Below are 12679 nucleotides of genomic sequence, written 5' to 3' on the forward strand. Positions count from 1 at the left end.
TCCCCACCAGATAGATAGTCGATACCATCGCCACCTCGTAACAGATCGTTACCAGCATTTCCATAAAGGCTGTCATTTCCACCCAAACCATTGAAGTTATCAGAAGCGCCATTACTAATACCTACATCTGCTCCATTAGTTGGCCCTGGGCCTGGAATCCAAGTTACTGCCATGATTAATACTCCTAATTCTTAATTTATCTAAGTGAACAATGAGTTCCTAATACTTCATTTTTAAGAAATGTATGGAAGTACTAGTTTCTCCCTAAGAACTACAAAACTTATAGTTTTTAGCTGCTAAGTATTAATCAGAGATATGTTCTTCTTTTATGCAAAATATTGGTTTTTGTAAAATTTCTTCACTATGAATTTTAGAGACAGACCTGACTGCATCCTGACTTTTCACGTCATCTTAAAAAGAGAGAATAGCTCTTGAATGCCTTTTGTAAACTAGCTTTCAACTGATTGAACTATTTCCATTAAAGTTCAAACAAATGTAAGTAGCGTTGAACAAATGACAATATTAAATACTAATCCGTATTCGTATTGTGACTTTGGTGACAACTGCTTAATTCGTTGAGCAGTATTAATAAGTGAGTGTTTATCTGTAAAATATGGTGAGTTTTTATTCAAAGTATTTAAAAGTACTAGCGACTTAAAAGCACCTAATAAAAATCAATTCATTCAGTCATTGACCCAGGGTTTTTGCTGAAGTTAGAGCATTTATTTTTGCATTTACTCTCAAACAAGTATTTATCTAATCAGTAAAATCTAATACTTTAATCTGATTCAATATTTTGGTTCTAGAGTTACGTAAATTCGACAGATGATATTGTAATACACTTGGGTTAAGCAAAGCGCAACCCAACAAAGCCCTGGAAATGTTGGGTTTTGTTCCTCAAATGCCACTTGCTTCTCGCTTGGTGGTAGTCTCTCCCTTTGGGAGAATTACGGTGTACACACAATCGAAAAAAGCTTGATTTCCGATTGTTCTCTCGTTTATCTCGTTCCTATGCTCTGTATGGGAATGGCTTATTAGGAGCTGCTGCCTCCAGTCATATCATGTCCGGTTAAAGACTTATCATTAAGACCGCAGAGGGGCAGAGGTACAGAGGGGATGGGTTTTTGGGCTTTCTGCATAGAGAAAGGGAATTATAACTAATTAGCCGGACATGATATCAGGCACTGAGTCAGAGACTCAATGAATGCATGGACAGTCAGAGTAGGGGAACGAGAAACGAGAAAAGTCTTATCAAGCTAGGTTTTTAGGACTTGTGTGTACACCGTAGCTAGCTATCACTCAGGGAATGAGAGAATACTAACTTGCGGCTAAATTGCCCCAACCGACGTAGGGTAATTTTGTAGCTGTTGCCCGAACTTGGTCAGCGTTAGCTACTAACTGACCGCAAGCGTCCCAAGTTCCAGAAATAAATGTGCTTCTTGTACCTTCACCGATCGCAACTGGGGCAGTATAATCACCAATTTGCACTTGCAGGGTTTCCAGATTTACTGTGACGGCAGCTTGGGGATTGGTAGCGACTAAATCTTGCAGTTGTTTAACAGTAACAGCATCGGCTGTCAGACAAGGTATGCCCATTGCCACACAGTTACCGAAAAAGATTTCGGCAAAGCTTTCACCGATTAAAGCTTGGATTCCCCATTTTGCGATCGCTTGGGGTGCATGTTCCCGTGATGAACCACAGCCAAAGTTACGGTTGACTATTAAAATATTCGCCCCTTGGTACTGGGGTTGGTCAAAGGGATGTTCGCCTTTAAGTGCTGTGCGGTCGTCGATAAATGCGCCTTCACCTAACCCATCAAAGGTAACGGCTTTCAAATATCGCGCGGGAATGATGCGATCGGTATCTATATCATTGCCCACTAAGGGTATACCGCGCCCTGAAACTGTTTTAACTTCACTCACCATAAACTTTATCTATTATTTCAATGACAGTCTGTTGAAAAATGGACAAGGCAGACAAGGGGAATAACCAATGCCCCATGCCCAATCCCCCATGCCCTTTTGGAAATTACAGCAACTCGCGCACATCAGAGACTTCGCCTTTAATCGCAGCAGTGGCGACCATCGCTGGACTCATTAACAATGTCCGACCAGAAGATGAACCCTGTCTTCCTTTAAAGTTACGGTTAGATGAAGAAGCGCTGATTTGTCTTCCTTGTAGCTTATCGGGGTTCATCGCCAGACACATCGAACAGCCTGGTTCGCGCCACTCAAATCCGGCTTCCTGAAAAATTTTATCCAGTCCTTCTGCTTCCGCCTCTTCCTTCACTCTTTCCGAACCAGGAACAACGAAGGCTTTGATTCCCTCTGCAACGTGGCGACCTTTGGCGATTTTTGCAGCTTCTCGCAAATCACTAATTCTGCCGTTGGTGCAACTACCAATAAAGCAGACATCTATTTTAGTGCCTTTGATGGGTTGACCGGGATATAAATCCATGTAGCGGTAAGCTTCTTCGGCAATAAATCGGTCTTCTTCCAGCAGTTCTTCCGGTTGAGGTACTGACTGGTTGACACCGATACCTTGACCGGGAGTAATCCCCCAGGTGACGGTAGGAGGAATTTCCGCCGCGTCAAATACCACCACATCATCATATTGGGCATCTGCATCACTCTTGATGGATTCCCACCAAGCTACTGCTTTATCCCAATCTGCATCTTTGGGTGCAAAATCTCTGCCTTTGAGGTAATCGTAGGTGACACGATCGGGATTGACATAGCCGCAACGCGCACCGCCTTCGATCGCCATATTGCAGACAGTCATCCTCTCTTCCATATTCATTTGCTCAAAGGTCGTACCTGCAAATTCGTAGCCATAGCCCACACCACCTTTCACACCAAGGGTGCGGATGATATGCAAGATGACATCTTTGGCGTAAACTCCAGGGTTGAGATTGCCGTTAACTTCAATTTTGCGGACTTTCAGTTTGGAGAGGGCAAGAGTTTGAGAAGCGAGAACATCCCGGACTTGGCTAGTACCGATACCAAATGCGATCGCACCAAATGCCCCATGACTGGAAGTGTGACTATCTCCACAAGCGATCGTCATTCCTGGCTGAGTGAGTCCCAGTTCGGGAGCGATGACGTGAACTATACCCTGACTACCAGAACCAATGTTGTAAAAAGTTATGTTATTTTCTTGACAGTTATTTTCGAGCGCCTGAATCATTTCCTCTGCCAAGTTATCGGCAAAGGGACGCGCCTGGTTTTCTGTCGGCACAATATGATCGACTGTGGCGACGGTACGCTCTGGAAACAGTACTTTTAGACCTCTTTCGCGTAACATAGCAAAGGCCTGGGGACTGGTGACTTCATGAATTAGGTGAAGCCCGATAAATAGTTGCGTCAGCCCTGAAGGAAGTGTACCAACGGTGTGTAAGTCCCAAACTTTGTCAAACAGGGTACCTTTGCTCATACGTCAATCAGTATTTAAGGAGTCTGGTCTTAAATAGTATCAAAAAATAGTCTTGGTTTTTGCAGATCGCTTCATATTACTTACAGCTTTGGGGAAAATCGTGGCGGATTGAGGGGAGAAGTTCAAATGCATAGGCGCTTCGCCTTCCCGCAGGGTAGGGGTGCAGAGGTCAGCGCAAAGGTACGCAGAGAATTCGCGATGTCATTTGATTGCCTTTGAGGTAGTAAATGCGAAAATTCTCCGAAATACTGAGATGCAAAGATGTAAATAACTTTATCCTTTTCCACAAGGATATGTTAAGACAATACCAGATTATTGCACTACCAGGTTATGTCCATAGATTTACGGGAATTTTATCAGGCTAGCGATCCCAGCAGAACTCTGTTTGTCAACAATAGCTCTGATGGCAAGTATTATATAGATTTTTCCTCGGTACGAGGTGGTGATATTCTTGGCAAGCTGAAGCAGAAAATTACTTTTTTTAAGCCGAATGAACCCACTTGCACTTTATTTACTGGGCATATTGGTTGTGGTAAATCGACAGAACTATTACGGTTACAGGCAGAACTGGAAAAGTTAGGTTTCCATGTGGTCTATTTTGAGTCCAGTGACGATTTGGAAATGACTGATGTTGATATTGCTGATGTGTTGCTAGCGATCGCTCGTCGTGTAAGTCAAAGTCTGGATAAAATTACTCTGGAGACACCCAACAAGTTTAATGAGTTGCTCCAAGGTGCTTGGAAGGTCTTAAACTCCGAAGTGACGGTGGGAAAAGTTAAGCTTCCGGTGGTTGGTGATGTCGGTTTATCCGCAGATAAAGAAAAGTTTTCTCTCTCTGTGGGCATTGGTGAAATCACTGCGAAGATGAAAAATGACCCAACGCTGCGAGAAAAACTCAATCAGTATTTAGCACCGCAGAAAACTAAGCTGCTGGAAGCGATTAATCAAGAATTATTAGAACCTGCCGTGGCTAAACTCAAACAGCAGGGTAAAAATGGTTTGGTGGTAATTGTCGATAATCTTGACCGCATAGATAATCGTGCCAAACCTTGGGGTCGTCCGCAGCAGGAATATTTATTTGTCGATCAGGGTGAGTTTTTGACGAAGCTGAATTGTCATCTCATCTACACCATGCCTTTATCTTTGAAGTTTTCCAACGATTACGGAATGCTGACTCAACGTTTCCCAGAAGACCCAAAGGTGTTACCAATGGTACCTGTACAATGGTCTGATGGCAGTGTTCATACACAGGGAATGTCACTCATGCAGCAGATGGTACTAGCAAGAGCTTTTCCTGATATAACACCAGAGGAGCGTTTAAATAAAGTTACCGAAATTTTTGATAGTGCTACTAGCCTAGAGCAATTATGTAAAATGAGCGGTGGTCATGTGCGGGACGTGCTGAGGCTGCTGAATACTTGGATTATGGAAGAGATGAGTCTTCCTTTAACCCGTGAAACCTTAGAGCAAGTTATTCGTTCTCGGCGGAATGAAATAATGTTGCCGATTTCTGAGGATGAGTGGCAATTGTTACGTCATGTCAAGGAAAGGAAAAAGGTGAGTGATGACCACGGATATCAAAAACTGATCCGCAGCCGGTTTGTGTTTGAATATCGGGATGGTGGCGAGTCTTGGTTTGATGTTAATCCGGTTTTGGCTGAGGCAAGGGAGTTGCAATGAGGAGGCAGGAGGCAGGAGGCAGGAGGCAATAAGTTTATGAGTCCACAGCAACCATCAGAAGATGACCATGTAAACAGCGATCGCACTCTGCAACAATTAGCTTGGGCGATTGAGTCCTCTGTGGGACAGTTTAAGCTGATTTTGGCACGGTGTAATTATGCTAGCTTGCGCGATCGCTTAATATCCAGATTGCGGGAAATTTGTCAAGTCGAAATTCGTGTCTTGACGGTGCAGCAATCGAACAGGACTCTTTATACTGCGATTCAGGAAGAATTCGGCGAAGAAATACCAGCCTGTGTGATGATTGTGGGTTTGGAATCTGTGCAGAATTTGCCTGTGATGTTAACTTCTGCGAATCAGGTGCGGGAGGAGTTTCGCAAGAATTTTGCTTTTCCCTTAGTGTTGTGGATTGACGATGAAATCTACAAGCAACTAATACAGCTGGCGCCAGATTTGGAAAGTTGGGCAACTACGAGAAATTTTGCCATATCAACACAGCAATTAGTAGATTTTATCATCCAAACCGCTAATCAATGGTTTAGTAATAACTTAAAATTGAGCATCAATGTCTATCTTAAGCTGGAAAAGGAGTTAGAAGCAGCGCAAACAGATTTAATTAAAAAGCCAGATATTTATAATTTAGATATTAAAGCTAACTTAGAATCTTTATTAGGTTTTATTAAACAGATAAATAATCAAAAAGATTCGGCGTTAGAGCATTATCACAAAGCTTATAAGCTCTGGCAGCAAAATCATAATTTAGAAAGACAGGTAAAAATCATTGGTGAAATTAGCTTTTGTTGTTATCTCAAAGCTTTGAAACATCAAGATATCAATTGTCAAGATTGGCAGACAACTTGGCATTATCTTCAAGAGTATATAAGTTTTATTAACCAGTTTCAAAGTCCAGACTTAATTGCTAATGCAGTAGTTAAATTCGGTGATATCTTGCGAGACTTGAAAAAGTGGGAAATATTGCATAGTCTTTCGGAACAAGCTTTAGTAATTCATCAAAATAACAAACAGCCAAGGGAATTAGCCAAAGATTACGGTTTTTTAGCTGAGGTGGCTTTGGCTCAAAAAAACTGGGTTAAAGCAAATCAGTTCGTTAAGCAAGCATTAGAAGTTTTTGCTGCGATTCCCAATCAGGAATCAGCTAATATATCAGGGATTTTATCTGATATTCCCGAAAGGGTTTTAAAATCAAAAGACTTGAGCTTATATCGATTTATTTTAGGTCGTTCTCAATACTATTTAGGTCAAATTCAAGAGGCAACTCTCAGCTTAGAAACTGCTAGTGATGTGGGTAATACCTTAGAAGATGTCAGGCTTTATTTGGATATTCTCAGGTTTTTGCAGCAGCTTTATTTTGAGCAGAAAGAATATCTCAAAGCATACAAAATTAAACAGCAACGGCGTTCCATTGAACAGCAATTTGGCTTACGGGCTTTTATTGGTGCGGGTAAGTTAGAAGCTACAAAACAGGCATTTGTAGAGACATTGCGCTCAAACTCTCTCCAAGGAAATATCGCCCCAGAAATTGCTGCATCTGGTCGTCTTTTGGATGTAGAACGTTTAATTGAACGCATGGGTCGCCCTGATTATAAGTTGATAGTAATTCATGGGCAATCGGGTGTAGGCAAAAGTTCCCTGGTGAATGCGGGACTTATACCAGCTTTAAAGAATAAAGCCATAGGTACTCAAGATTATTTGCCAGTGGTAATGCGCGTTTACACCAACTGGGTGGAAGAGTTGGGGAGGCTTTTGGGAGGGAGTGGGGAGTGGGGAGAGTTAGAACCTCAACCTTCGAACTTTGAACTCGGAACTCCGACCTTTGAACTCAGAACTTCGATCTTTGAACTCGGAACTCCGACCTCTGAACTCGGAAGTTCGACCTCGAAACTCGAAACTTCGACCTTTGAACTCGGAAGTCCGACCTCTGAACTCGAAACTTCAACCTCCAATACTCAAAATCCCCACTCCTCACTCCTAACTCCTAACTCCTCACCCCTAACTCCTAACTCCCTAATCACTCAACTCCGCCAAAACGAACAGCGCAACCTCCGCACAGTGCTAATTTTCGATCAATTTGAGGAATTTTTCTTTGTTTACACCGAACCAGCACAAAGGAAGCAATTCTTTGAGTTTCTGGGAGAGTGTCTGAATGTTTTATCGGTGAAAGTTATCTTATCGCTGCGGGTAGATTACATCCATTTCTTGCTGGAGTGCAATGATTTGTCCAGTCTCAAAATTATTGGCAATGACATTCTCAGTAATAATGTGCTTTACAAGTTGGGGAATTTCTCACCTGCTGATACGAAGTCAATTATTCAGCGTTTAACTGAAAATACTAGTTTTCACTTAGAACCTGCTTTAGTTGAACAACTCGTGCAAGATTTAGCCAGAGAATTGGGTGAAGTTCGTCCCATTGAGTTGCAGGTTGTGGGAGCGCAACTGCAAACGGAGAATATTACAACTCTGGCAGAATATCGGCAGCGTGGCACTAAAGACGAATTGGTTAAGCGTTATTTGCATGAAGTTGTTAATGATTGCGGTGAAGAAAATCAGCAAGCAGCAGACATATTACTCTATTTGCTGACCGATGAAAAAGGAACTCGCCCACTCAAGACTCGTGCTGAGTTGGAACGCGATTTGTTCGCGTATTTCTCGGAGATCCCCCCAACCCCCCTTAAAAAGGGGGGCTTTATTCTTTCTACCCCCTTTTTAAGGGGGTCGCCGCAGGCGGGGGGATCAGAAACTAGGGAGGATAAAGCTTTTGACATCAGCAAATTAGATTTGATTTTAGAAATTGTTGTCCAATCCGGCTTGGTGGTTTTGTTACCAGAAAATCCGGCTGACCGTTATCAACTGGTACATGACTACATTGCCACCTTTATCCGCCAACAACAGGAACCGAAGTTAAAGCTGGTGATGGCGGAACTGGAAAAGGAACGAGAACAAAGAAAACTGAGTGAGGCGAAACTGAATAACTTTCTCAAACGCGCCCTTTTTAGTTCCATCACCGCAGGTTTAGGATTTGCTGGATTGGCAGTGGTAACATTCCAGTGGACAGTAGAGGCAAATGTTAATCTAATTAACGCCATCAATAATTCTTCTGAGGCCTTTGCTGTTTCTGGACAACATCCAGATGCTTTAATAGCAGCTTTAAGGGCAAGTAACAAACTCAAGCATACAATTTGGGCACAGCACAGAAGCGATACCCGAATGCAAACTGTAGCAACTTTACAGCAAGCGGTTTACTTAAAGCCAAATGAGGCGAAAGAAAATCGTGCGATCGAGGTGAGTACTTTACAAGGTCATAGCAGTGCGGTCAATAGCATCGCCTACAGCCCCAATGGACAACAGTTAGCCTCTGCTAGTGATGACAAGACCATCAAAATCTGGGATGTCAGTAGTGGTAAACTCCTCAAATCCCTGACCGATCATAAAGATGAGGTCTGGAACGTCGCCTACAGCCCCAATGGGCAACAGTTAGCTTCTGCTAGTGCTGACAAGACGATCAAAATCTGGGATGTCAGCAGTGGTAAACTCCTCAAAACCCTCACTGGTCATAGCGATGTGGTTAATAGCATCGCCTACAGCCCTAATGGACAACAATTAGCTTCTGCTAGTGCTGACAAGACGATCAAAATCTGGGATGTCAGCAGTGGCCAACTTCTCAAAACCCTTACTGGTCATAGCGATGTGGTCAATAGCATCGCCTACAGCCCCAATGGGCAACAGTTAGCTTCTGCTAGTGCTGACAAGACGATCAAAATCTGGGATGTCAGCAGTGGTAAACTCCTCAAAACCCTCACTGGTCATAGCGATGTGGTTAATAGCATCGCCTACAGCCCTAATGGACAACAATTAGCTTCTGCTAGTGCTGACAAGACGATCAAAATTTGGGATGTCAGCAGTGGTAAACCCCCTAAAACCCTCACTGGTCATACCAGTGGGGTCTTTGGCGTTGCCTACAGCCGTAATGGGAAACAGTTAGCTTCTGCTAGTGATGATAACACCATCAAAATCTGGGATATCAACAGTAGTAAACTCCTTAAAACCCTTACTGGACATAGCGGTCGGGTCTATAGCGTCGCCTACAGCCCCAATAGACAACAGTTAGTTTCTGCTAGTTGGGACAAGACCATCAAAATCTGGGATGTCAGTAGTGGTAAACCCCCTAAAACCCTAACTGGTCATAGTAAAGAGGTCAATAGCATCGCCTACAGCCCCAATGGACAACAGTTAGCCTCTGCTAGTGATGACAAGACCATCAAAATCTGGAATGTCAGTAGTGGTCAACTCCTGAAATCCCTGGCTGGTCATAGCGATAGGATCATTAGCGTCGCCTATAGCCCCAATGGACAACAGTTAGCTTCTGCTAGTGATGACAAGACCATCAAAATCTGGGATGTCAGTAGTGGTCAACTCCTGAAATCCCTGGCTGGTCATATCAGTTCGGTCTTTAGTGTGGCTTACAGCCCCAATGAACAACAGTTCGCTTCTGCTAGTCGGGACAAGACCATCCGAATCTGGGATGTCAGCAGTGGTAAACCCCTTAAAACCCTCACTGGTCATAAAAATTGGGTCATTAGCGTCGCCTACAGCCCTAATGGACAACAGTTAGCTTCTGCTAGTGCTGACAACACTATCAAAATCTGGGATGTCAGCAGTGGTCAACTCCTCAAAAGCCTGACTGGTCATAGCAGTTGGGTCATTAGTGTCGCCTATAGCCCCAATGGTCAACAGTTAGCTTCTGCTAGTGCTGACAACACCATCAAAATCTGGGATATCAACAGTGGTAAACTCCTCAAAACCCTGACTGGTCATAGCGATGCGGTCAGAAGCGTCGCCTACAGCCATGATGGACAACAGTTAGCTTCTGCTAGTCGGGATAAGACGATCAAAATCTGGGATGTCAACAGTGGTCAACTACTCAAATCGCTGACTGGTCATACTAATAGGGTCAATAGCATCGCCTTCAGCCTCAATGGACAACAGTTAGCTTCTGCTAGTGATGACAAAACAATAATTTTATGGGATTTAGATTTCGATAATTTATTACTTAGTGGTTGCAAGTTGGTAAATAATTACCTCATAGCCCATCCAGAAGTGTTAGAAGAGTTGCAATCATGCCAAACGCGATCGCGGTTGGCGCAGGGGGCGACAGTGTTAGTCATCCAAGGTGAGAAGTTAGCGCAAAATGATGATATTAATGGCGCTGTTGAAAAGTTTCGCAAAGCACAGCAGTGGGATAATAAATTAAAGTTTGATTCTCAGGTGAGGGCGAAAGAGTTGGCGAATCAAGTCAAGGGTGACAAGGGGACATTACCCTAATGGAAGATAATCACAAGGTGGAAGGATGGCATACAGCGATTTTAGTCTCGCCAAGGTGAAAAAGAGTTTTGATTTAACACTGGATGAAACTCAGAATTTATTTGTTGATACAAAACCTGTTACACCATCAGAAACTCTCAGAACGATTTTAATAGATTACATCCCTTTAGCAACTGCAATTTCAACCGAAAAAGCAAGGTCAGAGTTTTTAATTGCACCAATCCTGGCAGAGGTCAGACGATTATTAAATAATAAAATCTCGCTGTTCTCTGGAAATGAATTTAATGTTGATGCAACTCAAGGCTTACAAGGTTATTGCGATTACATCATCAGCAATTCCCAGGAACAATTATTTCTTTCTGCTCCGGTAATGTTTATTTTTGAAGCGAAAAAAGAAGATATTATCGGCGGTCTGGGTCAATGTGTAGCGGCAATGATTGCAGCGCAACTGTTCAATCAAAATCAAGGCAATGAAGTTGGGCGAATTTATGGCTCGGTTACTAGTGGAACTAACTGGAAGTTTTTATTTTTAGAAGGGACAACTGTTTATATAGATTCGACTGAATACTATATTAAAGAAGTTGATAAAATTTTAGGTATTTTATTGCAACCTTTTCAGTCTATTTTAACTGCTGTTTGAATATATAGCAAATACTGATGTAACTTACCTGGTCAAGGTTAAAAATTTACTAAAAAATAAGAGAAGTTAAAAAACTCGTCCACCATTACCACTATTTAATTGATATGAGTCTATATTGTCTAGTTCACGGTGCCTTCCAAGCCACCTGGTGTTGGGATTTGCTAATTCCCTACTTAGAAACACAGGGTCACAAAACCGTAGGAATGGATTTACCAATTGAAAATGCATCTGCTACTTTGTCCCAATTTGCGGATGCAGTAATTCAAGCGCTGCCAAAAACTGATGATGATATTGTGTTAGTCGGTCACTCAATGGCTGGTACTATCATTCCCCTGGTTGCAGAAGCAGTAAAAGTGCGTCAATTAGTGTTTGTGGCAGCGCTGCTCCCCTATCCTGGAATCAGTACACTCGACCAATTTTCTCATCGTCTTGATTCTGATACGCTCAAATCATTCAATTACCAGCCAAAAGACCCAAGTAAACTCGAACAGTTCCACGATGAGCCTGATATGTATGAACCAGCTTCACTAGGGAAAGATTATTCAGACGAAGCAGTATTAAGGGAATTTTTCTTTCATGATTGTCAACCAGATGTAACACAGTGGGCAATCTTGAAAAGTCGTTCGCAACAATCTATGGCATATATATTTGAAACGAATCCTCTAAAAGCTTTGCCAAATGTAAAGCGTAAATATATTGTTTGTAGCAATGACCGAATAATATCTCCTACATGGTCACGCTACGCCGCACGCAAGCGTTTAGGAGTCGATGCCATTGAGCTAGTTTCTGGACATTGCCCACATCTGTCTCATCCTGACCTTCTGGCTTCAGTATTAACTAGTGATTAATTGTTTGAGTTTGGCTCGATTGTTGCCATAGCAAACTTACTTTCCAACTGCTGCATTAATCTTTTGCCTAAGCGGACTATCTTACTGGTGCGTTGGCGCAGCCCGCCGTAGGCATCGCTCATAATAGATGAAGCCCCATAAATATAAGAGAGGTTAAAGATGCTAAATGCGGTTGAGTTTCAAGCAAAGATTCAAAATGGTTTAATTCAGATTCCTGATGAGTACAAACGAGAACTTGGTGAAGGAGATGATATTAAAGTAATCGTTTTGGTGACGAAAAAATCATCTAAAAAAAGAGACATAATTGATGAATTAACAGAAAATCCTGTTCAAATAGATGGTGTATTCAGCTGTGAGGAAATTTATAACTGATAATTATGAGTTCTGGTACATCTTTTATTGATATGAATGTCTGGCTTTATCGTTTATTTGACGATAATAAGATGGAGGTTGCAGAAAAAACAAGAAAGCGTGATATTGCTATTGCGATTACGCAAACTGAAGGAATTATCATTAGTACGCAGGTTGTGAATGAAGTTAGTGCCAATTTGCTCAAAAAAGCAGCCTTTAACGAAGGGCAAATTATAGCTGTGATTCAGTCGCTTTATCGCCGCTGTACTGTGGTAGAGTTCAATCTGACTATTTTTGAATCTGCATCAGATATCCGCAGTCGATATAATTTTGGTTCTTCATTACTTGTTATGCTAAAGTAATAAATTAAGTCCAGTTTAATAAACA

9 protein-coding genes and 1 pseudogene are annotated in these 12679 nt (G+C 42.3%); 6 read left to right on the top strand and 4 right to left on the bottom strand.

Translation table 11 applies throughout. The features are described 5' to 3' along the window. The 3 genes and pseudogenes from HWQ40_RS19190 to leuC form a co-directional block, all read right to left on the bottom strand. Window positions 1–173: pseudogene (locus HWQ40_RS19190) on the bottom strand (hypothetical protein); the annotation flags it as partial. 1144 nt (window positions 174–1317) lie between these two features. Beyond that, window positions 1318–1926 carry a 3-isopropylmalate dehydratase small subunit gene (gene leuD, locus HWQ40_RS19195; RefSeq protein ID WP_292780475.1) on the bottom strand — a complete coding sequence of 203 codons (609 nt, stop codon included), beginning with the start codon at window positions 1924–1926 and terminating at the stop codon, window positions 1318–1320. Window positions 1927–2029: 103 nt separating this feature from the next. Next, complete coding sequence (gene leuC / locus HWQ40_RS19200) at window positions 2030–3433, bottom strand: 3-isopropylmalate dehydratase large subunit (protein ID WP_292780478.1); 1404 nt, start codon at window positions 3431–3433, stop codon at window positions 2030–2032. A gap of 330 nt (window positions 3434–3763) precedes the next feature. On the opposite strand from leuC, the gene HWQ40_RS19205 reads away from it, so the two are divergent. The 4 genes from HWQ40_RS19205 to HWQ40_RS19220 all read left to right on the top strand — a co-directional run bounded on the left by HWQ40_RS19205 (window position 3764) and on the right by HWQ40_RS19220 (window position 11941). Then, entirely contained in the window at window positions 3764–5113 is a 1350-nt protein-coding gene (locus HWQ40_RS19205; protein WP_292780480.1) for an AAA family ATPase, read from the top strand. 36 nt (window positions 5114–5149) lie between these two features. Beyond that, window positions 5150–10453 carry a ribosome assembly protein 4 gene (locus tag HWQ40_RS19210; protein WP_292780482.1) on the top strand — a complete coding sequence of 1768 codons (5304 nt, stop codon included), beginning with the start codon at window positions 5150–5152 and terminating at the stop codon, window positions 10451–10453. Between the two features lie 25 nt (window positions 10454–10478). Next, window positions 10479–11093 (top strand): hypothetical protein, encoded by a 615-nt coding sequence (locus HWQ40_RS19215; RefSeq protein ID WP_292780484.1) that lies wholly within the window; start codon window positions 10479–10481, stop codon window positions 11091–11093. Window positions 11094–11197: 104 nt separating this feature from the next. Further along, window positions 11198–11941, top strand: coding sequence for an alpha/beta hydrolase (locus tag HWQ40_RS19220; protein ID WP_292780487.1), 744 nt, complete (start codon window positions 11198–11200; stop codon window positions 11939–11941). Here the strand turns inward: HWQ40_RS19220 and HWQ40_RS19225 are convergent. Next, on the bottom strand, window positions 11938–12063 hold the full coding sequence (locus HWQ40_RS19225) for a hypothetical protein (protein WP_292780489.1): 126 nt from the start codon (window positions 12061–12063) through the stop codon (window positions 11938–11940). The two genes, HWQ40_RS19220 and HWQ40_RS19225, sit on opposite strands and share 4 nt — an antisense overlap. 37 nt (window positions 12064–12100) lie before the next feature. On the opposite strand from HWQ40_RS19225, the gene HWQ40_RS19230 reads away from it, so the two are divergent. Together HWQ40_RS19230 and HWQ40_RS19235 are read left to right on the top strand one after the other, a co-directional pair. Further along, a complete protein-coding gene (locus tag HWQ40_RS19230; RefSeq protein WP_292780492.1) occupies window positions 12101–12313 on the top strand; it encodes a hypothetical protein in 213 nt (70 codons plus the stop codon). Window positions 12314–12318: 5 nt separating this feature from the next. After that, the gene (locus HWQ40_RS19235; protein WP_292780494.1) at window positions 12319–12654 is read left to right on the top strand and encodes a PIN domain-containing protein; all 336 of its coding nucleotides are present in this window, start codon (window positions 12319–12321) and stop codon (window positions 12652–12654) included. The last annotated feature ends 25 nt before the right edge of the window (window positions 12655–12679 follow it).

It is taken from the genome of Nostoc sp. NMS9 (assembly GCF_017114995.1).
Taxonomy (GTDB): domain Bacteria; phylum Cyanobacteriota; class Cyanobacteriia; order Cyanobacteriales; family Nostocaceae; genus Nostoc.

Excerpts from the sequence above, each read along its gene's own strand:
- leuD (WP_292780475.1), bottom strand. The coding sequence starts at position 1,926 with ATGGTGAGTGAAGTTAAAACAGTTTCAGGGCGCGGTATACCCTTAGTG.
- leuC (WP_292780478.1), bottom strand. The coding sequence starts at position 3,433 with ATGAGCAAAGGTACCCTGTTTGACAAAGTTTGGGACTTACACACCGTT.
- HWQ40_RS19205 (WP_292780480.1), top strand. The coding sequence starts at position 3,764 with ATGTCCATAGATTTACGGGAATTTTATCAGGCTAGCGATCCCAGCAGA.
- HWQ40_RS19210 (WP_292780482.1), top strand. The coding sequence starts at position 5,150 with ATGAGTCCACAGCAACCATCAGAAGATGACCATGTAAACAGCGATCGC.
- HWQ40_RS19215 (WP_292780484.1), top strand. The coding sequence starts at position 10,479 with ATGGCATACAGCGATTTTAGTCTCGCCAAGGTGAAAAAGAGTTTTGAT.
- HWQ40_RS19220 (WP_292780487.1), top strand. The coding sequence starts at position 11,198 with ATGAGTCTATATTGTCTAGTTCACGGTGCCTTCCAAGCCACCTGGTGT.
- HWQ40_RS19225 (WP_292780489.1), bottom strand. The coding sequence starts at position 12,063 with ATGAGCGATGCCTACGGCGGGCTGCGCCAACGCACCAGTAAGATAGTC.
- HWQ40_RS19230 (WP_292780492.1), top strand. The coding sequence starts at position 12,101 with ATGCTAAATGCGGTTGAGTTTCAAGCAAAGATTCAAAATGGTTTAATT.
- HWQ40_RS19235 (WP_292780494.1), top strand. The coding sequence starts at position 12,319 with ATGAGTTCTGGTACATCTTTTATTGATATGAATGTCTGGCTTTATCGT.